General features: G+C 63.3%; 22 protein-coding genes and 1 tRNA gene. 13 read left to right on the top strand and 10 right to left on the bottom strand.

Annotation, left to right across the window (positions count from 1 at the left end):
- The first annotated feature begins 24 nt into the window (after nt 1-24).
- From YY7_RS0122425 to YY7_RS0122410, 4 genes are all read left to right on the top strand, one after another.
- A complete protein-coding gene (locus tag YY7_RS0122425) occupies nt 25-1,434 on the top strand; it encodes an adenylate/guanylate cyclase domain-containing protein (RefSeq protein ID WP_028165198.1) in 1,410 nt (469 codons plus the stop codon).
- 235 nt (nt 1,435-1,669) lie between these two features.
- Nucleotides 1,670-2,173, top strand: a complete 504-nt coding sequence (locus YY7_RS0122420; RefSeq protein ID WP_028165197.1) for a TerB family tellurite resistance protein — start codon at nt 1,670-1,672, stop codon at nt 2,171-2,173.
- A 228-nt stretch (nt 2,174-2,401) separates the two neighbouring features.
- Nucleotides 2,402-3,181 (top strand): SDR family NAD(P)-dependent oxidoreductase, encoded by a 780-nt coding sequence (locus YY7_RS0122415; protein ID WP_028165196.1) that lies wholly within the window; start codon nt 2,402-2,404, stop codon nt 3,179-3,181.
- A gap of 127 nt (nt 3,182-3,308) precedes the next feature.
- A complete protein-coding gene (locus tag YY7_RS0122410; protein WP_028165195.1) occupies nt 3,309-4,112 on the top strand; it encodes a glutamine amidotransferase in 804 nt (267 codons plus the stop codon).
- 154 nt (nt 4,113-4,266) lie between these two features.
- Here the strand turns inward: YY7_RS0122410 and YY7_RS0122405 are convergent.
- Nucleotides 4,267-4,342: transfer RNA gene (locus YY7_RS0122405), tRNA-Ala, on the bottom strand.
- A 180-nt stretch (nt 4,343-4,522) separates the two neighbouring features.
- On the opposite strand from YY7_RS0122405, the gene YY7_RS0122400 reads away from it, so the two are divergent.
- The 3 genes from YY7_RS0122400 to YY7_RS0122390 are packed head-to-tail and all read left to right on the top strand — an operon-like array spanning nt 4,523 to nt 6,054.
- Entirely contained in the window at nt 4,523-4,813 is a 291-nt protein-coding gene (locus tag YY7_RS0122400) for a YggT family protein (protein ID WP_028165194.1), read from the top strand.
- 25 nt (nt 4,814-4,838) lie between these two features.
- Entirely contained in the window at nt 4,839-5,168 is a 330-nt protein-coding gene (locus YY7_RS0122395; RefSeq protein WP_028165193.1) for a DUF167 domain-containing protein, read from the top strand.
- A 1-nt stretch (nt 5,169) separates the two neighbouring features.
- On the top strand, nt 5,170-6,054 hold the full coding sequence (locus YY7_RS0122390; RefSeq protein WP_028165192.1) for a bifunctional methylenetetrahydrofolate dehydrogenase/methenyltetrahydrofolate cyclohydrolase: 885 nt from the start codon (nt 5,170-5,172) through the stop codon (nt 6,052-6,054).
- Here the strand turns inward: YY7_RS0122390 and YY7_RS60525 are convergent.
- The 4 genes from YY7_RS60525 to YY7_RS0122370 all read right to left on the bottom strand — a co-directional run bounded on the left by YY7_RS60525 (nt 6,051) and on the right by YY7_RS0122370 (nt 8,945).
- Nucleotides 6,051-6,200: a hypothetical protein gene (locus tag YY7_RS60525; RefSeq protein ID WP_155255273.1), complete on the bottom strand. Its 150-nt coding sequence runs from the start codon at nt 6,198-6,200 to the stop codon at nt 6,051-6,053. The genes YY7_RS0122390 and YY7_RS60525 overlap by 4 nt on opposite strands.
- A complete protein-coding gene (locus YY7_RS0122380; RefSeq protein ID WP_028165191.1) occupies nt 6,197-7,678 on the bottom strand; it encodes a M20 family peptidase in 1,482 nt (493 codons plus the stop codon). Before YY7_RS0122380 ends, YY7_RS60525 begins: the two co-directional genes overlap by 4 nt.
- A gap of 61 nt (nt 7,679-7,739) precedes the next feature.
- A complete protein-coding gene (gene ppa / locus YY7_RS0122375) occupies nt 7,740-8,267 on the bottom strand; it encodes an inorganic diphosphatase (RefSeq protein WP_028165190.1) in 528 nt (175 codons plus the stop codon).
- A 168-nt stretch (nt 8,268-8,435) separates the two neighbouring features.
- Nucleotides 8,436-8,945, bottom strand: a complete 510-nt coding sequence (locus tag YY7_RS0122370; RefSeq protein WP_028165189.1) for a GNAT family N-acetyltransferase — start codon at nt 8,943-8,945, stop codon at nt 8,436-8,438.
- A gap of 271 nt (nt 8,946-9,216) precedes the next feature.
- Here YY7_RS0122370 and YY7_RS0122365 point away from each other — a divergent pair, with 271 nt between their 5' ends.
- From YY7_RS0122365 to YY7_RS0122355, 3 genes are all read left to right on the top strand, one after another.
- Nucleotides 9,217-10,113 carry an alpha/beta hydrolase family protein gene (locus YY7_RS0122365; protein WP_028165188.1) on the top strand — a complete coding sequence of 299 codons (897 nt, stop codon included), beginning with the start codon at nt 9,217-9,219 and terminating at the stop codon, nt 10,111-10,113.
- Nucleotides 10,114-10,157: 44 nt separating this feature from the next.
- Nucleotides 10,158-10,565: a thiol-disulfide oxidoreductase DCC family protein gene (locus tag YY7_RS0122360; protein ID WP_028165187.1), complete on the top strand. Its 408-nt coding sequence runs from the start codon at nt 10,158-10,160 to the stop codon at nt 10,563-10,565.
- Nucleotides 10,566-10,647: 82 nt separating this feature from the next.
- Entirely contained in the window at nt 10,648-11,541 is an 894-nt protein-coding gene (locus YY7_RS0122355) for an HNH endonuclease (RefSeq protein WP_028165186.1), read from the top strand.
- A 13-nt stretch (nt 11,542-11,554) separates the two neighbouring features.
- Here YY7_RS0122355 and YY7_RS0122350 read toward each other — a convergent pair whose 3' ends face one another.
- From YY7_RS0122350 to YY7_RS0122340, 3 genes are all read right to left on the bottom strand, one after another.
- The gene (locus YY7_RS0122350) at nt 11,555-12,799 is read right to left on the bottom strand and encodes a flavin monoamine oxidase family protein (protein WP_028165185.1); all 1,245 of its coding nucleotides are present in this window, start codon (nt 12,797-12,799) and stop codon (nt 11,555-11,557) included.
- A gap of 152 nt (nt 12,800-12,951) precedes the next feature.
- Entirely contained in the window at nt 12,952-14,778 is a 1,827-nt protein-coding gene (gene typA, locus YY7_RS0122345; protein ID WP_028165184.1) for a translational GTPase TypA, read from the bottom strand.
- Between the two features lie 336 nt (nt 14,779-15,114).
- Nucleotides 15,115-15,876: a Crp/Fnr family transcriptional regulator gene (locus YY7_RS0122340; protein ID WP_028165183.1), complete on the bottom strand. Its 762-nt coding sequence runs from the start codon at nt 15,874-15,876 to the stop codon at nt 15,115-15,117.
- Nucleotides 15,877-16,076: 200 nt separating this feature from the next.
- Here YY7_RS0122340 and YY7_RS0122335 point away from each other — a divergent pair, with 200 nt between their 5' ends.
- On the top strand, nt 16,077-16,457 hold the full coding sequence (locus tag YY7_RS0122335; protein ID WP_028165182.1) for a response regulator: 381 nt from the start codon (nt 16,077-16,079) through the stop codon (nt 16,455-16,457).
- 78 nt (nt 16,458-16,535) lie between these two features.
- Here YY7_RS0122335 and YY7_RS0122330 read toward each other — a convergent pair whose 3' ends face one another.
- Nucleotides 16,536-18,083 (bottom strand): alkaline phosphatase D family protein, encoded by a 1,548-nt coding sequence (locus YY7_RS0122330; RefSeq protein ID WP_028165181.1) that lies wholly within the window; start codon nt 18,081-18,083, stop codon nt 16,536-16,538.
- A 289-nt stretch (nt 18,084-18,372) separates the two neighbouring features.
- On the bottom strand, nt 18,373-19,815 hold the full coding sequence (locus tag YY7_RS0122320; protein ID WP_028165180.1) for a TAXI family TRAP transporter solute-binding subunit: 1,443 nt from the start codon (nt 19,813-19,815) through the stop codon (nt 18,373-18,375).
- A gap of 172 nt (nt 19,816-19,987) precedes the next feature.
- Between YY7_RS0122320 and YY7_RS0122315 the strand changes: the two genes are divergently transcribed.
- Both YY7_RS0122315 and YY7_RS0122310 read left to right on the top strand, forming a co-directional pair.
- Nucleotides 19,988-20,287 (top strand): 4a-hydroxytetrahydrobiopterin dehydratase, encoded by a 300-nt coding sequence (locus YY7_RS0122315; RefSeq protein ID WP_028165179.1) that lies wholly within the window; start codon nt 19,988-19,990, stop codon nt 20,285-20,287.
- Between the two features lie 111 nt (nt 20,288-20,398).
- Nucleotides 20,399-20,788, top strand: a complete 390-nt coding sequence (locus YY7_RS0122310) for a YkvA family protein (RefSeq protein WP_028165178.1) — start codon at nt 20,399-20,401, stop codon at nt 20,786-20,788.
- The last annotated feature ends 22 nt before the right edge of the window (nt 20,789-20,810 follow it).

Here is a 20,810-nt window from a genome sequence, read left to right as displayed (position 1 = left end):
GGTCATCTCATCTAAGGTTGCGCCATGAGCGATACCCAGGCCCAGTTTGCAGTGTTGAAACAAACGGCCGATCCGGCCGTCGTCGACGAAATCGCGCGGCTGATTGCCGATGGCGATGATCGCGATCTCAACCGCATCAACGCTTTGGACTTCGCCGGGCGTACCGGGCTCGACGAGGAAAAGGTCATTTCCGGTTTCCTCCACTCGTCACGGCTCGGCCTGTTCGACATGAGCTGGAACGTGCTCTGTCCCGGCTGTGGCGGGGTGCTCGATGCGCACTCGACGCTCAAATCGCTGCGTCACGACGATTACAATTGTGCGCTCTGCGCCGCCGGCTACGAGGCTTCGGTCGACGAAATGGTCGAGGTCGCCTTCACGGTCAGCCCGCGAGTCCGCCGCATCGGCGCGCATGATCCTAACACGCTGCCGCTCTGGGACTATGTGCGGCAGATGTTCTGGAGTTCGGGTGTCGACATCAACGACGAATCGTTTTCGCGCCTGATCAACGAAGCGACGCTCGAAGCGCTCGAACTGCCCCCCGGCGAGAAGGCGATCCTCTCCCTGAACTTGCCCAGCCAGTACGTCATCGTGTTTGAGCCGGTGACGCATTCGGCCCACTTCCTTGACGTTCAGGGCGAGCCGACCACCGATCGCCAACAGCTTTCAGTCGTCTACAACAAGTTGAAGGCGCCGACCGGCACGACGGTGCTGCGGCCGGGGCCATTGCGGCTCACACTGGAAAACCAGGCCGGCGTCCGCGTGCTGCCATCGGTCTGGGTAGCCGGCGACGCGCTGCACCAGATGCTGGGCAGGCGCAAGCCGATCCTCACCGCGAAGCGGATGCTGAGCAACCAGACCTTCCGTGATGTCTTCAAGGCCGATAATCTCAACGTCGACCAGCGATTGAAGATCACCTCGCTGACTTTTTTGTTCACGGATCTCAAGGGCTCGACCGCGCTCTATGAGCGGGTCGGCGACCTCGCCGCTTTCGATCTCGTGCGTGCGCATTTCCATGCGCTACTCGAGATCATCGCGTCCGAGCACGGCGCCGTGGTGAAGACCATTGGCGATGCCGTCATGGCGACCTTCATCAAGCCTGAACATGCGCTCGCCGCCGGCCTACGCATGCGCGCGGCGATGAAGAAGCTCAACGACGAGCGCGGCAAAGAGGACCTGATCGTCAAGATCGGGATTCACGAAGGTCCTTGCCTCGCTGTGATGCTGAACGAGCGGCAGGATTATTTCGGCCAGACCGTCAACATCGCCGCGCGTGTTCAGAGCCTGTCGACCCAGCAGGAAATTCATATCACTGCGCCGGTGATCGATTCGCCGGAAGTGCTCTCCATTCTGAGGAATGCGGAGATCCGGCCGATCCAGAAGGAAGCGGCACTGCGCGGCATCGCCGACAAGATGGTGGTGTACGAGATACCGTGACGCGCTTGTCGTCCCGGCCTTGAGCCGGCACCCATACCGCGTGATCTATCTGTGAGGCGATCTGCTCGACGGCTTAGCCAAGTAACCGCTCCTTGTGGTTATGGGTCCGTCTTCGCGGGGACGACAAGGGAACAGATTGCCTAAACGTAATGCAGGCCGCAGAACCGGCGCGATTGCGCGGGTCGGGTTTCCGCGCCATATAGGTCCTGTACCCTGTCAATCGATAGAGGCGTTGATGCTTGACGGACTTCGCCAGTTCATTGCCGATATTGTGTCGCCCGACGCGCAGGCGGATCGGGCATTCGATGACAATGATTATCGTCTTGCCGCCACTGCGCTGCTCGTCCACGTCGTCTCGATCGACGGCGAGCCGAGCGCGAACGAGAAGCGCAAACTGCACAGCCTGATCGAAAGCCGCTTTGGACTCGATCGTGGCACCGCGGACAAATTGATCGCGTCCGCAACGCGGATCGAAGGCGAAGCGGTCGATCTCTATCATTTCACGAGCGTCATCATGCGGCAGGTCAACGAAGAGGGGCGGCTGCGCATCGTCGAGATGATGTGGGAGTTGGTTTTTGCCGACGGCCAGGTCAGCGAGTTCGAGGACAACGTGGTGTGGCGAGCGGCGGATCTCCTGGGTGTCTCCTCGCGTGATCGCATCGATCTCAAGCGCCGCGTAGGCGAAAAGCAGGCGAGCCTGCCCCGGGGGCCCTGGGGTGTTGCCGACGCGGCAATTTGACACTGCGTTCGCGGGCTGTTCGCTTCCCGCCGTGCAGATGACGAAACTTTAATGTACATCGCGCAACCGGTCGGTTTGCGCGATAAGCCCAAAATGATGCATTCCGATCGCGAACGCGGCCGGCGCTGCATGCGGATATGCCCGCGGGTGGCTTGCGCCCGACCACAAGCCTATGCTCTCGTTCGGCCGTACGTAACGGGCCCTGTGATTCATTAAGAGCATTCGATCGTGACCGAGTGTGTGACGCTGATTACCGGTGCATCGGCGGGTATAGGCGCCGAGCTGGCGCGTGTTTTCGCATCCAACGGTCATCGTGTGGCGTTGGTGGCGCGCCGCGCCGATCGCCTCACGGCGCTCGCCAGTGAAATCGCTGGCAAGGGTGGTGCAGCGCCGATCGTGATTCCGTGCGACCTCGAGCAGCCAGATGCCGGCGACAAGATCGCCGCCGCGCTGGCCGAGGCCGGCGTCGAGGTCGAATACGTCGTCAACAATGCCGGCTTCGGCGTGTTCGGCTACGCGAACAAGCGCGACCGGGCCGACCAGCTCAACATCATCAACGTCAACATCCGCGCGCTGACCGATCTGTCGCTGCGATTTGCCGATTCGCTGATCCGCAATCGCGGCGGTATCCTCAATGTTGGTTCGATCGCGGGCTTCCTGCCGGGGCCGGGCATGGCGGTCTATTACGCTTCCAAGGCCTATGTGCTGTCGTTCACGGAGGCGCTGCGCAAGGAGCTCGAGCCGCACGGCGTCCGTGTCACCCTGGTCTGTCCGGGGCCGGTGCCGACGGAATTCCAGGCCCGCGCCGGCTTCGCACCCGGATTTGATTCCGCGATCCTCAACGTCTCGCCGGCGGAGGTCGCGCGGCAGGCCTATGGTGGCTTGATGGCAAACAAGCGGGCGGTGCTGCCCGGCCTCTTCATCAAGGTGGTGCCACTGCTGCTCCGATTTTTCCCGCGGTCATTCATCCTGACGGCGGTCGGCGGTTTCCAGCTACGTCGGCGCTGACGCAAACCAAAGGGCTCCAATCTGGCCCGCGATTTGCTTTAAAATTTTCGATGAGTTGGCGTGAACTCACCCGAAATTAAGAATCGCTTAGGCATGCTGCCAGCTTGCTGCATGCCGCTTGAGGTCGATGTCGTCACGGTCTGAAACAGCCAATGCCGTGCTGCCTTTCCCCGGCGGAAGGCGCGCGGCCGTCACCCCAACCGGGCCTGACTCCCTGCTGCCGGTCCTGATCGTCCTGCACCAGGAGACTTCCAAGCCCGGCCGCGTCGGCAACGCCTTGCGCGCGCTCGGCCATCCCCTGGATATCCGCCGCCCGCGGTTTGGCGATGCGCTTCCCGCAACGCTGGACGAGCACGCGGGCGCCATCATCTTCGGCGGCCCGATGAGCGCCAATGATGGCGATGATTTTGTGCGGCGGGAGATCGACTGGATCGAGATTCCGCTGCGCGAGCAACGGCCGTTTCTCGGCATTTGCTTGGGGGCTCAGATGCTCGCCAGGCAGCTCGGCGCCAGCGTCGCGCCGCATCCGGAAGGCCGCGCCGAGATCGGCTATTATCCGATCCGCCCGACCGAAGCAGGCCGCGCGCTTTGCCCCTATTGGCCGCAGCAGGTCTACCACTGGCACCGCGAGGGATTCGAATTGCCTGACGGCGCCGAGCTTCTCGCCGAGGGCGGCGACTTTCCGGTGCAGGCGTTCAGATACGGACACGCCTTCGGCTTGCAGTTCCATCCTGATGTCACCTACGCGATGATGCATTGCTGGACCACGCGCGGCGGCGACCGCCTGGATTCGCCCGGCGCCCGCCCACGCCATCAGCATTTCGCCGACCGCGCCGTCTACGACGCGGTCGAGCGGGCATGGCTGAAGCATTTCATCGACGATTGGCTGGCGCGCGTGCCGATGGCGGTGATGTCGGAGGCGGCGGAGTAGGGGGTGCGCGCGGGGTAACGGCGCAATCCAGGCTTTCGTAGGCAGGTGGGTTGCGGAGAAAAGCCCGTCGTCGCCCTTCGGGCTATGCCGGGCACCACGCTTCACCCCTCGGGCTCTGCGCGGCTGCGCCACGCGTAGCCCGAAGGGCGAAGCGTGGTGGAGCCAGGCGGGATCGAACCGCCGACCTCATCATTGCGAACGATGCGCTCTCCCAGCTGAGCTATGGCCCCGTCCAGACCGGTCCGTGCTGAGCAGTGCGGCCGGCAATCGGCGCCATTTACCGTCCCGCCCAAGCCCAAGTCAAGAACAGTAAACGCCCGGTTTTTGGCCACGTTGATCCGGAAGTTCCCTTGTTTGTGCAGGGGCGAACCGATATTTAGCTCGTTGTCCCACCCGCGAGCCCCCACCACATGCGCGCCATCCTCGACATCGTCATCATTGTCCTTGACCTCTATGTCTGGCTCCTGATCGCCGCTGCGATCCTGTCGTGGCTGGTAGCGTTCAATGTCGTGAACACGCGCAACCAGTTCGTATCAGCGGTGGCCGAGTTCCTGTACCGGATCACGGAACCTGTGCTGGCGCCGATCCGGAAGATCATGCCGAATCTGGGCGGGCTCGATATCTCGCCGATCATCGTTATTCTGCTCATCATGTTCATCGAGCGGGTGATCATGTACTACGTCTATCCCAACGTGATCTGAGCGCCCTTCGGCCGGTGACCGATCCTTGGCAGATCTCCCTTGGCGCTATTCCACCGGTGGCATCAGCGTCGCACTCCGCGTGACGCCCCGCGGCGGCCGCGACGACATCGATGGGATCGAGACGCTATCCGACGGCCGTAATGTGCTGAAGGTCCGGGTCCGCGCCATTGCCGACGGCGGCGAGGCCAATCGGGCGGTAATGGGCCTGCTTGCCAAGGCGCTGGGCGTGCCCAAGGGGCGGGTGAAGCTCCTCTCGGGGGCCACCTCGCGGCTCAAACAGGTGGCGATCGAAGGCGATCCACGGCAGCTCGGTGACACCTTGCGCCAACTGACTGCACCCAACGCGAAGGATTGAGATGACGGCTCACATCATCGACGGAAAAGCCATTGCAGCCGACCTCCGCGCACGCGTCGCGGAGGAGGTTGCCCGCGTCAAGCGCGAACACGGGCTGGTGCCGGGGCTGGCTGTGGTCCTGGTCGGCAACGATCCCGCGAGCGAAGTCTATGTCCGCAGCAAGCACACGCAGACCCAGGCCGCCGGCATGGCCTCGTTCGAGCACAAGCTGCCGGCCGATGTCGCACTGGCCGATCTGCTGGCGCTGATCGGCAAGCTCAACCGCGACCCGGCGGTGCACGGCATCCTGGTGCAACTGCCGCTGCCGAAATCCATTCACACCGAAACCATCATCAATGCCATCGATCCGGCCAAGGACGTCGATGGCCTGCATCCGAACAATGCCGGGCGGCTCGCTGGCGGCTTCGCCGCGCTGTCGCCCTGCACGCCGCTCGGCTGCATCATCCTGACCAAGAGCGTGCATGCCTCGCTCGAAGGCATGAATGCGCTGGTAATTGGCCGCTCCAACCTGGTCGGCCGGCCGCTGGTGCAGTTGCTGTTGAACGAAAATGCGACGGTGACGATCGCGCATTCGCGCTCGCGCGACCTGCCGAAGCTCGCCGCTAGCGCCGACCTGCTCTATGCGGCGGTCGGCAGGCCCGAGATGGTGCGCGGCGACTGGATCAAGCCGGGCGCGACCGTGATCGATGTCGGCATCAACCGCATCCCCGTAGAGGGCGGAAAGCCGCGTCTGGTCGGCGATGTCGCCTATCAGGAGGCGCTGAGCGTCGCCGGCGCGATCACGCCGGTGCCGGGCGGCGTCGGGCAGATGACGGTGGCCTGCCTGTTGGTGAACACGCTCCGCGCCGCTTGCGCGATCGCCGGCCTGCCAGCGCCGGGGGTTTAGGTAAATGCCGTCATTCCGGGGCGCGCGCAGCGCGAGCCCGGAATCCATTTCTCCGCCAGCGCATGCGGCTCGATGGATTCTCTGATGTGCAATTGCACATCATAGCTCGATGCTTCGCATCGCCCCGGAATGACGGTGGTGGTCACCCCGCGCTGTTCTCGATGAAGCGCCGATAGAACCGGATCATGTCGGCGTAGCCCTCGATGCTGAGGCGCTCATTGGTGCCGTGGAAGCGCTTCAGGTCGTCGCTGTTGGCGCGCACCGGGGAGAAACGGAAGATGTTGTCGGTGATATCGGCATAGTGCCGCGAATCGGTTGCGGCGATCATCAGGCCGGGCGCGACGATGACGTCGGGATAGATCTCGCGGATGGTGCGGTTGAGCGTCTGGTAGGACGCGCTGGCTGTGCCGGTCACCGATGGCGGATCGGTATTGCCGGGAAACGGCTTGATCGAGATGCGATCGTTGCCGACGGTAGAGCTGACGTGATCAGTCACGCTTGCCTGGGTGTCGCCGGGAAGCAGCCGGAAGTTGACGGTGGCCTCGGCGCGGCCGGGCAGCACATTGTCCTTGTCGCCGGCATTGAAGATGGTGAGCGCGGTGGTGGTGCGAACCATTGCTTCTGTCGGTCCGGTCTTCTCGAACTCGCGCAGGAGCAGCGGCTTGAACAGCCAGAGATTCGACAGGATCACGCGGTTGGCGCCGCTCATCTCGGGCGCCAGCGTGTCGAACATCTCCGACACGGTGGCGCGGATTTGCATCGGCAGGCGGTGATCCTCAAGCTTGACCAGCGCCGCGCTCATCATGCCGATCGCGGTCTCGCGCGGCGGCATCGAGGAGTGGCCGGGCGTCGCCTGCGCCGACAGCACCAGCGTGGCATAGCCTTTTTCGGCCACGCCGATCAGGGCAGCTTGCCTGGCAAGCCCCTTCATGATGCCGTCGGTGATCAGCAGGCCTTCGTCGAGCACGAAGTCGAGCTTGATCCCGCGCGAGGCGAGCGTCGCGGCGATCGCCTTGGCGCCGCGCGTGCCCGCGACCTCCTCATCGTGGCCGAAGGCGAAATAGATCGTCCGCTTCGGCTGAAAGCCGGCTTTTGCGAGCGCCTCGGCGGCCTCCAGCATCGCATAGAGGTTACCCTTGTCGTCCCAGGAGCCGCGGCCCCAGATGAATCCGTCGGCGATCACGCCGTCATAGGGCGGCTGCTGCCAGTCCTTGTCGGTGCCGGGCGCGACCGGCACCACGTCCTGATGCGCGAGCAGGGCGATCGGCTGTGCCCTCGGATCGCTGCCTTCCCAGGTGTAGAGCAGGCTCAGGCCGGCGATGACCTCGCGCTTGGCGGCGGCATGAAACGCCGGGAAGCTTTTCTCGATATGGGCCTGCATGCCGCGCAACGCGGGGGCATGCTGTTCGGGCTTTTCGAAGCTCGAGATGGTCCTGAAGCGGATTGCCTCGGCCAGCCGGGAGGCGGCGGTTTCCGCATCAACGGCCGCGCGCGGGATGGCCGCGACCTGGAGCTGCCGCGAGCCGCGGCTGAAGACATTGAAGGCGAGCACACCGGCAAGGACGAGCGCCGCTGCAACCAGGAGCAGCACGGCCTTGCCGATGATCTTGATGAGCCGGCGCAATCGTTCCCCCTCGACATTCCCATGCCCCGGAGGCGCCACACCGCGCGTTCGGGATCAGGTGTTACTTCTTCGCCCGTGCGATCCCTTCGGTGATCAGCCTGCGCGCTTCTTCGGCATCGCCCCAGCGCAGCACCTTCACCCACTTGTTCTTTTCGAGATCCTTGTAGTGCTCGAAGAAATGCTGGATCTGGTCCAGCGTGATCTGGGGAAGGTCGCCGTAGTTCTTCACCTTGTCGTAGCGCTGGGTGAGCTTTGACGACGGCACTGCGAGGATCTTTTCGTCACCGCCGGCTTCGTCTTCCATCAGGAGCACGCCGACCGGGCGCACGCTCATCACCGCGCCGGGCACGATGGCGCGGGTGTTGACGATCAGGACGTCGCAGGGGTCGCCGTCGTCGGACAGTGTGTGCGGGATGAAGCCGTAATTGCCGGGATAGCGCATCGGCGTATAGAGGAAACGGTCGACCACCAGCGTGCCGGCTTCCTTGTCCATTTCATATTTGATCGGCTCGCCGCCGACCGGCACTTCGATGATGACGTTGACGTCATGCGGCGGATTCACTCCGATCGATACCGCATCAATACGCATAGAGAACTCCGTGATTGCCAACGCGGGTGCGCCGGGCAGGACCAGTGATTGCTGCTGTCATACGCGGGCTGGGCCCGCCCATCCATCTAACTTTCGAGGAAAAATGATGGATTTTTGGGCTATTGGTTGACGCGCGCCCGTGGCGCCGTCCCGGAGACGCTGGCAGCCTCAGTTGGTCCAGGCAAAAGCGACCTTGTCGAGCGATTTCGGCCCGAACCTTTCGGAGGAGCGCGCCACCATGCGGCCGCCGAGCGCGCGATAAAACTCCGTGGCCGGGTCGTTATCCGACAGCGCCCAGACCACCATGCTCTTCAGCCCGCTCTGCGCGAGGTCGCGGCGGGCGGCGTTGAACAGGCGGCGGCCGAAGCCGAGGCCCTGGAATTCCGGCCGCAGATAGAGCTCGTAGATCTCGCCTTCGAAGTGCAGGCTGCGGGCGCGGTTACGACCGTAATTGGCGTAGCCTGCGATCTTGTCCCCGAACACCAGCACGCTGACGCGGCTGCCCTTGCGAATCGCGCTGTCCCACCAGTGCGGACCGCGCCGGTTGATCAGCTTTTCCAGTTCGGCGCCGGGGATGATGCCCTGATAGGCCGAACGCCAGGCTTCGTCATGCGTAGCCGCCACCGCGGCTGCATCCGCAACCTTGGCCGGCCGGACCTCTATCAGGGTTGTGCTCATGATCCAATCAAAGCAAGTCGGCGCGCCGCCTTCAAGCTCTATCGTTAATTATCGGTTAACCTGTGGATTTTTTGCATCAGTTTTCGAACGACTTGTACCGAAAGAGGACAGTGCGAACTTCAATCGGCCAGTTCGTGATGCGGGGCAGGCCGGCGTCACGCCGATGACATATGGTCAGCAAGCGTGTCGTGAAAAACTGCGCCGGGGTTGATTCGCGAGATCGTCTTTCGGCGTATCCGGTTTTGCCCAGCATGGTCGCATCAGGCCAAGAATGCATTCACTTAAAGTGATTTTCGCGCTGCTTGTTGCCGCGGCGCTCGGCTCCGAGGCAGCTCTGGCGCAACCCATCCTGGGGGCGCAAGGCGGGGAGGGCGAGCCGAGCCGGCGGCAGCAATGGCTGGTGCCGTCACCCGATCCCGCACGGCCGGTGCGCGCCTTGCTGTTTCGCCCACCGGGCGCAGGGCCGTTTCCGCTGGCCTTGATCGCGCACGCCACGACGCAGAATGTGCTGCGCCGGGCGCAGATGCCGCAGCCCGAATACCGCGCCCTGGCCGGGTTTCTGGTCGCACGCGGCTTTGCCGTGCTGGTGCCGGAGCGGCTCGGCCATGGCGCAACAGGCGGAACATACCTGGAAGACCAGGGCGGCTGCGACGAGGCGAATTATTCACGCGCGGCTGGGGCTACCGCCGGGCAGATCAGGCTCGCCCTCGATTACCTCAGCGATCAGCCTTTCATCCGGAAGGATCACGCCATCGTCATCGGCCATTCCGCCGGCGGCTGGGGTGCGCTGGCGCTTGCCGCCGAGAGCCGCAATGGCATCTTGGCGATCATCGCCCTTGCGCCGGGGCGCGGGGGCCGGGCCAATGATTTTCCGAACCAGGTTTGCGCGCCGCATGCCCTGCTCGCTTCCGCGGCCGAGTTCGGCCGAAGTGCGAAGGTGCCGGTAACATGGCTCGTTGCCGCCAATGACAGTTATTTCTCGCCGGCGCTATCGCGGCAACTCGCCGATGCCTTTCGCGAGGCCGGCGGGCGGGTGGATTTTTACGTGCTGCCGGCCTATGGCGGCGAAGGCCATTGGCTGCCCGAAAGCGAGAATGGCGTTAAGCTCGCCGCGGCGGAACTCGACCGCGCGCCGAGAGCGCGGCGTGCTGCTCGGGCTAAACCATGACGCACGCTTCGTCGTCGCGCAAGAATGCGTCAACTGGAAACAGAATGCGACTCTGGCCGGACGATGACGTGATCCTCTATGACGGCGTCTGCATCTTCTGCTCGCGCTGGGTCCGCTTCGTCATCGCGCGCGACGCGGACCGCCGCTTCCGCTTCACGCCGGTCCAATCGGGCTATGGCACGCGGCTGGCGCGGACGTTCGGCATTGATCCAGCCGACCCTGATACGAACGCTGTTGTGCATGGCGGCGTCGCCTATTTCAAATCCGATGCCGCTCTGACGGTGCTGAGCCACCTGCCGGGCTGGCGCTGGACGAAAGCGCTGTTCGCAGTGCCAAAGCCGATCCGCGACGCCGTCTACGGTCTCCTCGCCCGCAACCGCTATCGCATATTCGGCAAATACGAGACCTGCTTTGTGCCGGATGCCGAAACGCGGGCGCGGGTGATGGAGTAGGTATAGGCCGCCGAGCGCCTGGTCGATCGACGCAGTTCTCGGTAGTATTCGTGAAAAGAGACTCGATCGTTTGCCGACCTAAATGGCCAAAGCAGTTTTCACAACAAAAGTAGCGCCTGGTTACAAAGATTTGCCTGAGGCGCGATATCATTTTCCACGGACGTACCTCAATCAAGTCAGGCGGGCGATCGGTGATCACATCGTCTACTACGAGCCGAGGCGATCAAGCGTCGATTTATCAAGCCTCGGAGGGCGACAATCGTATTTTGGCGTAGCGCGCGTCACGGCGGTTGTCGAAGATTCGGAGGTTGCGGATCACTACTACGCACTGATCGACGATTACCTTGATTTTGATAAGCCAGTGCCATTTGCAGAAGGCGGGGATTACTACGAGAGTGCGCTGAAGAAGCCAGACGGCTCGACGAACAAGGGTGCCTTTGGACGGGCGGTGCGCATAATTCCGGACAACGAATTCGATCGAATCCTGAAGTCTGGTTTCGCGCCAGTCTTAGGCGAAGTGTCCCAGCTAGATTCGGATTCCGGGTTGTTCGAGCCAACAGTTCCTTTTGAGCGACCGATTGTAGAAATGACGATTTCCAGGCCATTTCGCGAGCGATCGTTCATGCACAATGTACGGGCGGCTTATGCGAACCGATGCTCGATGACCGGACTTCGTTTAATAAATGGCGGCGGGCGTCCTGAGGTCCAAGCGGCGCATATCCAGCCGGTAGCGTCGAAGGGCCCCGACTCTATTCGCAACGGAATAGCTCTTTCCGGAACGGTACATTGGATGTTCGATCGCGGATTGATCTCCGTAGGAGACGACTACAAGATATTGATCGCTAAGAACCACGTTCCTGAAGATGCCTTTCGACTGCTCAATCGAAGTGGCTCGATTTATCTCCCGAAAGATCAGACACTTTATCCCAACGCGCAGTATCTAAAATTCCATCGCGACGTTATTTTTAAGGGTTAGCCGTGTTAGTTGGCTACCCTTGCGCGCTTGCTGCAAGCACTTCCTTCGCCGCGCGCTCGCCGGAGTCGCGCGCGCCATGTGCGGTGGAGAAGAAGTTCGGCGAGGTTGCTTCACCCGCGAAGAACAAGCGTCCATCGACGGGCGCGGCCAGCACGGCGCGTTTGCCGGCATGGCCGGGGAGCGCGTGCGAATAGGCGCCGCGGGCGAAGGGGTCGTGCGCCCAGCGGGATTCCGCAAGCGGCGTCAGCTTGCGCCGGATGTCGCTGCCGAGAAAGCCCGCGATTTCGTCGATGCTGTGCGCGGCAAAGGCGCCGTCGCCGGCATCTTCCAGCTCTTTTGCGAACCGGCCGCCGAAAAAGCCCTCGATGCAGGGCTGGCCGAACGGACGGATGTGATAGGTGCCCATTTCGGTGCGCATGGTGGCGCCGCGCAAATTGCCTTCCTTCGGAAATGCGTCCGCGTCCGCGAGCGCCAGCACCACCTTATCGTCGACGCCGAGCGGCAGTCCCCGCGCGGCGTCGGCTTTTGCCGGCAGCGCGGGCGAGAAGCGGATCGCTTCATCCGCGATCAAATTTGTCGGCACGGTCACGATCACATGGTCGGCCGCAAGGGTGCCCAGCGACGTTTCGAGGCGCAGGCGTTTTCCGGAATGGTCGATCAGCGTGACATTGCAATTGAGCGCGACGGGACATGAGGCACCATAGGCGGCGACCAGCGCGCCATAGCCGCGCCGCACGCGCCAATTGATGTTGGTGTCCTCATAAGCCTCCATGTCGAGGATCGAGACCTGATCGAGCTCGCAGCCGTTCACATAGGTGGAGATCGCATCGATCATCGGATTCCAGCGATTACCCGGCTCGAGATAACGGTTCGCAGGCGCGTCCTCGCCCTTTTGCGCGGCCTTCCAAGCGCGCTCGTAGAATTCATCGAGCGAACGCATGAAATCGTCGCGATCGGCTTGCGGGAACGCCTTGCCATAGGCGCGCTCGCGCCAGGGCGGCAAGGTCTTGTTGATCTCGAAATTCAGTTGTTCGGCGACGGCGACGAAACTGTTCTTGTCCGCCGAATGCAGCCAGCCGCAGCCGACGTCGAACACCACATCGGGCGCGGCCCGGACCGTATGCGCCCGCCCGCCGAGGCGGTCGCGCGCTTCCAGCACGATGGTGGAAAGACCGGAATCCTTCAGCGCATTGGCTGCGCCAAGGCCGGCTGCGCCAGCGCCGATGATGACGACATCGACTGAGGAGGGGAGGGACATCGGGTCGTCCACTTCATCGTCATGCCGGGGCAAAAGCGCGAAGCGCGTCTTCGCGCAGATGTCCCGGGCATCCACGCTCTTGGTTCCCAGTATCGAAGACGTGGATGGCCGGGACAAGCCCGGCCATGACGGTTCCCTTGTGGAGGGAGAGGTTAAGCCACCGCTTCCTTGGCCTTTTCGGCGCGCTTGCGGTCGTTTGGATCGAGGTGCTTCTTGCGCAGCCGGATCGACTTCGGCGTCACTTCGACGAGCTCGTCGTCCTCGATATAGGCCAGCGCCTTTTCCAGGGTCATCCGGATCGGCGGGGTCAGGCGCACCGCTTCGTCCTTGGAGGTAGTGCGGATGTTGGTGAGCTGCTTGCCCTTCAGCACATTGATCTCGAGATCGTTGTCGCGGGTGTGCTCGCCGACGATCATGCCCTTGTAGACCTTCCAGCCCGGCTCGATCATCATTGGGCCGCGATCCTCCAGCTTGAACATGGCATAGGCGACGGCCTCGCCCTGATCGTTGGAGATCAGGACGCCATTGCGACGGCCCTGGATCTCGCCCTTGTAGGGCGCATAGCCGTGGAACAGGCGGTTCATGATCGCGGTGCCGCGGGTGTCGGTGAGCAGTTCACCCTGATAGCCGATCAGGCCGCGGGTCGGCGCGTAGAACACGAGCCGGAGCCGGTTGCCGCCGGACGGGCGCATCTCGATCATCTCGGCCTTGCGCTCGCTCATCTTCTGCACGACGACGCCGGAATGCTCCTCGTCGACGTCGATCACGACTTCCTCGATCGGCTCCAGCGCCTGGCCCGTCGCCTCGTCCTTCTTGAACACGACGCGCGGACGCGACACCGAGAGCTCAAAACCTTCGCGGCGCATGGTCTCGATCAGGATCGCGAGCTGCAATTCGCCACGGCCGGAGACTTCCATCGAGTCCTTGTCGGCGGCTTCGATGACGCGCAGCGCGACATTGCCTTCGGCCTCGCGCATCAGGCGATCGCGGATCATGCGGCTCGTCACCTTGTCGCCTTCGGTGCCTGCGAGCGGGGAGTTGTTGACGATGAAGGACATCGACACCGTCGGCGGATCGATCGGCTGCGCCAGCAGCGGCGTCTCGACGGTGGGATCGCAGAACGTATCGGCGACGGTGCCCTTGGTGAGGCCGGCAATGGCGACGATGTCGCCGGCTTCAGCTTCATCGAGCGGTGTGCGCTCGATTCCGCGGAACGCCAGGATCTTTGACACGCGTCCCTGCTCGACCAGCTTGCCTTCCGCATTCAGCACCTTCACAGCCTGGTTCGGCTTGACGATGCCGGAGGTGATGCGGCCGGTGATGATACGCCCCAGATAGGGATTGGCCTCGAGGATGGTGCCGATCATGCGGAACGGGCCTTCCTCGACCTTCGGCGGCGCGACGTGCCGCACGATGAGATCGAACAGCGGCTGCATCCCTGCTTCCTTCGGGCCTTCCGGACTCTCCGCCATCCAGCCCTGCTTGGCCGAGCCGTACAGGATCGGGAAATCGAGCTGCTCCTCGCTGGCATCGAGCGCCGCGAACAGATCGAACACTTCGTTGATGACTTCGGTCGGGCGCGCGTCGGGGCGGTCGACCTTGTTGATGACGACGATCGGCTTCAAGCCGACCTTGAGCGCCTTGGAGACCACGAACTTGGTCTGCGGCAGCGGGCCTTCGGCGGCATCCACCAGCACCAGCGCACCGTCCACCATGTTGAGGATACGCTCGACCTCGCCGCCGAAATCGGCGTGGCCGGGGGTATCGACGATGTTGATGCGGATGTCCTTCCACTGCACCGAGGCGGCCTTGGCCAGGATGGTGATCCCGCGCTCGCGCTCGAGATCGTTGGAATCCATGGCGCGTTCGGCGACCTTCTGATTCTCGCGGAACGTACCGGATTGCTGCAGCAGGCGGTCCACCAGGGTGGTCTTGCCGTGGTCGACGTGGGCGATGATGGCGACGTTACGAAGATTCATGGCTCTGCTTTTCAGTCGTGCACAGGTCTTGAGCGATCTCGCCGGAAAGCCGGGATCGATCTTTGGCAACTACGGCCCCTCCGGGTCCGGATCACACTCAAGCCTTTGAAATCTCGCGGGGCGCGGCTCGCCTCAAAAAGCAAGCCCGGCCAGAAGGGACCGGGCAAAGCTTGCGCGTTTGCGGCGCAATATAGTCAGAAACCGTCAAAAAACAATGCGTTGTTTGCCGGGTACTCGCCGTTTTTGGAACCCTTTGGGGTCCTCCTTCACCTCCCCGCGAGCGGGAGAGGGGGCGCACCGTGGCCGGGGATGCAATTCAGCCTGATTTCATGATGCCTATCCGGCTTCCTTTTCCTCGCTCGGATAGACCCCACGGAGCACCTCCTCAAAGTGGTCCTTGACGGCCTCGTTGCACAGGCAGGAGCGGAGGCGCAGGAGGTCGAGGTTTCGGACCAGGATCGCGCCGCGGCGCGTCTCCAGCACGCCCTCGGCCTTGAAGGACTGAATCACGCGGCTGGCATAGCTGCGGCCCACCCCCAGCAGGGTGGCGAGCTGCTCATGCGTGAGCGGTACTGCGCCATCGCCATTGGTGCGCTCCATCGCCGAGATGATCCATTTGGCGGTGCGCTGCTCGATCGAGTGGATCGCGTTACAGGCCGTCGACTGAAAGATCTGCGCCAGCATGCAATCGGCGTAGCGCGCGAAGACGTTGCGGATCGAGGGCGATTTCAGCTTGGCCGCTTCCAGCCTGCCGACCGTCATCCGCGCGAACGGCCCGCCGAATTTGACGATGATGCGGGTATAGGCGGGAAGAGATCCCTGGCTGACGATGCCACCGACGGCACCCTCGCGGCCGACCAGAATGGTCTCGACGTCGCGGCCGTCCTCGTTGGTCACGAGGTACGAGACGAGGCCGGGCCCGCAGGGAAAATACACGGTCTCGACGTCGTCGCCGGGGCTGTAAAGCAGGTCGTTAGCGTTGGCCTCGGCGCGCGCGAGGTGCGGTGCGATCAGCCCATAATCGGCGTCGCTCAGACGGCGCAACAGGTTGTTAAAGGGCCGGTCAGCTCTGTCCGGTTGGCTGCGTTGTTGAAGCATCGGGTCTCCCCCTCACCAACCGCGACGATAGTCAACCCGTTCCTCCTGTTGTGTGCACAAGTGAACAGACGCCGGGACCGCAGTGTGGTGGTTTCAATGCGGGAACCGCCGGTGTGCTTCAGAGGCGCCGGCAGCGTGCCGACTGGCGGCTCATGTCCGGACCATCAGATCAATGCCTCAAAACAGGACCTGGCGCGCATATGAAACCGGCCCTCTTCAGCCGCATGCCTTCCGACGTGTTGATCGTCGAGGACGACCCGATCATCGCCATCGATTTCGAGGACACGATCCTCGGCTTCGGGGTGAAGACGGTGCGGACAGCGACCAGCGTCGCGCGAGCACTTCAGATGATCGCCTATCGCCGGCCCGACTTCGCGCTGCTGGATGTCGTGCTGGCCCGCGAGAACACCTTTGCGCTCGCCGAAGAGCTCGACGGGCTACGGATCCCCTATCTCTTTGTCACCGGCTATGGCGCTGACGTCCAGCTTCCCGCTGCGCTGGCCGGCAAGCCGCGCCTGGTCAAGCCATGCTCGACCGAAGCGCTGGAAGCAGCGCTCCGAAGGCGGGTTTTGGATCCGTAGCCCGGATGGAGCGCAGCGCAATCCGGGGTCCTGGGTTCGCGGATAGACCGTCCCACGTTACGTCACTACATTACGATGTTACACCGGCTTCGGGTCGAGCGTGGTCGACCACAGCGCGACGTCGGCGCGGTCGCGCAAGGTTACTGTCATCTGTCCGGTCGCGCCGTCGATCTTGACGTGGCCGAAGAACTGCATGCCCGCCGATGGCGGCAGGTTCTGCTTGTCGGCTCCGGGCGCCTTGATGAACTTCACCTCGGGTCCAAACGTGTTGTCGAGCTCGTTGGGGCCGAAAGTGCCGGCATGCAGCGGGCCGGAGACGAATTCCCAGAACGGGTCGAAGTCCTGGAACTGCGCCTTGTTCGGATTGTAGTAGTGCGCGGCGGCGTAGTGCACGTCGGCGGTCAGCCACACGGTGTTGACGATCCCGGCGGTCTTGATGAAACGCAGGATCTCGGCGATTTCGAGCTCGCGGCCGCGCGCCGGGCCGTCTCCTTGCGCGAACGCTTCGGAGCCTTTGCTGTTGGCCGCATCGTCATAGACGATGAGGCTGAGCGGCATGTCGGAGGCGATCACCTTCCAGGTGGCGCGCGAGTTGAGCAGTCCGCGCTTCAGCCAGGCGAGTTGGTCCGGGCCGAGGAAATAAGCATCGGGGCCGTAGCTGGTCTGCTGGTTTGGCCCGTTGGGTCCGCGATAGCTGCGCTCGTCCAGCATGAACACGTCGAGATGCGGTCCGTAGCTGAGCGTGCGATAGACGCGGCCCGGCTCGACGATGCTTTCGCGCATCGGATACATCTCGTGGAAGGCGCGCGCCGCACGCGCCGCCAGCACGTTGATGTCGCGCTCCTTGTAGGCGGCAGGAAGCTGTTTCGACAGCGACCAGTTGTTGGTGACCTCGTGGTCGTCCCATTGCACGAAGATCGGCACTTCTGCATTGAAGCCGCGCACATGCTCGTCGAGCAGGTTGTACTTGTGCGCCGCGCGGTACTCGTCGAGCTTCTCGGCGACCTTGGCCTTCTCCGGGATGGTGAGGTTCTTCCACAGCTTGCCGTCGGCAAGCTTCACCTCGGACGGAATGACGCCGTCGGCATAGATGGTGTCGCCGGAATGCAGGAAGAAATCCGGCTTGTATTTGGCCATGGTGGCGAAGGTGAACATGCCGCCATCGTCGGGATTGATGCCCCAGCCCTGGCCGGCGACGTCGCCGCCCCAGACAAAGCTGACATCGCGCCGGTCGGCGGGCGCGGTGCGGAAGCGGCCGGTTACGGGCTCGCCGAGGACGTTGACATGGGCGAGGTCGCGGAAGCGCACGCGGTAGAAGATGTCCTGGCCTGAGGGCAGGTTTTCCAGGAGCATCTTGGCGGTGAAATCGCTTTCGGGCAGGGCCGCGATCGGCGGCAGTGCGCGCGCGTCCTTGAAGGATTCGGTGGTCGCGACCTCGACCATCATCTGCGACGGCCGGTCGGCGCGCGCCCAGACCACGCCGCCGTCAACTCCGACATCGCCGGACTGCACGCCATGGGTGACGGCCGGCCGGTCGGCGGCGCGGGAGAGGTGAGGCATCGCGATGACGCCGGCGCCGACAGCGGCTGAAGAGAGGAACTTTCGGCGGGAAATCCTGATCGTCATGGCAAGCCTCCGTCGGTCCGGCACCGGATGCGCCGAAATGTCGCAACAGACCTAGAAGGATTCTATGACGAAGCGATTACGGCGGCCATCTCCACATGATCGCAGAGAAATTGCATCTGGTCGTCATTCCGGGGCACGCGAAGCGTGAGCCCGGAATCCATTCATCCACATCGTTTGCGGCCGGATGGATTCCGGGCCTGCGCCTTCGGCGGATCCCGGAATGACGGAAGAGAGGTCGCGTGCCCCGCAAACAGGGAACTGAAGCGAACCCGATTGCGTCCCGCCGTGGCTAAGCGGTCCCTGCCGCCCGGAATTGCGCGCTGGCGCGCTGCAGGTTTTGCGGCATGCTGATCAACAGCAGCTTGCGGTCGGTGACCGCGTTGTGGAATTGCTCGAGCGCGATGTTGAAGGCGGTCAGCGTGCCCTGCTCGATTCCGCCGTGCTCGAAACAGATCAGCGCTTCGCGCAGGATGTTGTCGGCTTCGGCCTGCATCTGGTCGAGTTCTTCCATCGAATCGCTGTGGCGCGCGGCAGCGAGCATGTCGAGCAGCCGGTCGCGCTGCGACGTGTTGATGCTGCGTTCGTCCTTCTTCAGGTAGCCGGCAAACCAGGCGCCGGCCGAACCCATTGCGGAGACCAGCATCAGCCCCCACCAGATGTAATCGCTGTAGCGATCGAGGAAGGTCTTCTCGTCGCCATCGACGAAAGCCGCAGCCCCAGGGTGCACGGGAATCGTGGCGTCCTTGTCGGTGTCCGGCGTCTCGATCCTGGCGGCCGGCGGGAAATCGTTCTTCAGCGACTGCCGGATCGAGAACAGCTGCCGGGTGAAGATGGCGATGGTCGATTCGGAAATGCCCCTGCGCGCCACGATATGGTGCGAGAAGCTGATGGTCTTGACCTCGTCCGCAGGGCGGTCGACGCCGCCGAGCGAGCCGGCGGGGATTTGCGAGGCTTCATAGGCGGGATGGTTCTGCGCGATCGCTTCCGCCGCGTCGATGGCGAGGAAGGTCGGCGTGCCGCGGGTCGAAGCTGTGATCGCGTCGATTGTGATCTTGCTGTTGACGGGTCCGGCGGCGAGATAGGCGTCCGCTTTCTGGCCCTTGATGGTCTCGGCCGTCTCATTGGCGGGAAACTGGACGATCTCTACCTTGGCGGGGTCGACGCCATATTGCTGCAGGATCACCTTCAAGAGGTTGACGTTGGCGGGCGTGCGGCCGACGACACCGACGCGGTGGCCGGCGAGCTGCGCGATCTTGGTGATTTTTGGCGCTGCTTTCCTGCCCCTGCCTTTGCCCTGCGGCGGCACCCAGATCGCCACCACATTCTTGCGCAGCGTTGCCACCGCCTGCGCATTCTTGGGGACATCCAGATCGCCGCGGATAATGGCGAGGTCGGCCTTGCCGCCGGCCAGCGCCTCGGCGCTCGCTACCGCGCCGTCCGTCTGGATCAGACGCAGCCGGATTTGGCTGTTGCCCTGGTTGTAGGCTTGGGCGAGCGCCTGGACCACTTTGAGGTCGTCACTGTTGGCGGGTCCGACCGCGATTTTCAAGTTCACCGGCCGCATCGCGAAGTAATAGCCGGCGGCCAGTGCGCCGATGATGGCAAGCGCGCCGGCAATCATCACGAAACTCAGCCGACGCCGCGCCGAACGCGGCGGAGGCGAAGCTGGAGCGGCGACGAAGTCAGGCTCGGTCATCGATCGCGCAAACAGCCGTTTGAGGTTCTGGGTCATCCCGTCGACGCGTTTATCCTTTGCATTGTAACAAAATTCCGGCAGCGGCTAGGTTACAATCCCGTCATGGTTACCAGCGGCGATAGGACGCGCTTTGCGGCCGCGTCGTGAGCATGGATCCCGCTGGTGGCTGCCGGTGTTAGGGTGTGAACGAGTGAAGTGGAGATTTGCCATGGCAGGACGGTTATCGGCGGAGGCGCGGAAATCGGCGCTGAAGGAACTATCCGGCTGGTCCGAGGTGCCGGGACGTGAGGCGATCGCCAAGACTTTCACGTTCAGGGATTTCAACGAGGCCTTCGGCTTCATGGCGCGCGTCGCGCTGATCGCGGAGAAACGCGACCATCACCCGGAATGGAGGAACGTCTACAAGACGGTCGATGTGGTGCTCGCAACCCATGACGCCGGCGGCGTCACGGCGCGCGACATCGAATTGGCCAGGGCGATGGAGGCGATCGCGAAGCAGGCTGGCTGAGAGAGGCGACTTCTCCTTGGATGATCTTGCAGGGCAGGCGGGAGGTCCCCACCTTTTGCGTCAGGGGTCGCGGGACCGGTTGGCGGCTGTGGTCCGAGGGAGCTTCTTCCGATGACATCATCCGAACACACTGTCGGTTTCGAGCCGGCCGATCGGCTGGCGCAGGACCGCGAGAGCGTGCGACGGCGTTTCTGGATCAAGTTGAAGCGGGTGGCGGCGAAACTGCCTTTCGCCGAAGATCTACTGGCGGCCTATTATTGCGCCTTCGATAAAGAGACGCCGCGCCATGTGCAGGCGGCGCTGCTTGGCGCCATCGCCTATTTCGTCCTGCCGTTCGACTTCGTGCCGGACGTGATGCCGGTTCTCGGCTTCACCGATGATGCTGCGATCCTGGCGACCGCGATACGCATGGTCGCAAGCCACATCACGCCGGAGCACCGCGAAGCCGCCCGTGCCGCGCTGAAGCGCGGCATCGAGACGGCTGAAGAGGTGCAGAGCTAGAGCATGACCCGGAAAAGTGGGC

It is taken from the genome of Bradyrhizobium elkanii WSM2783 (assembly GCF_000472865.1).
GTDB lineage: Bacteria > Pseudomonadota > Alphaproteobacteria > Rhizobiales > Xanthobacteraceae > Bradyrhizobium > Bradyrhizobium elkanii_A.
This window is presented reverse-complemented; position numbering and strand designations above follow the sequence as displayed.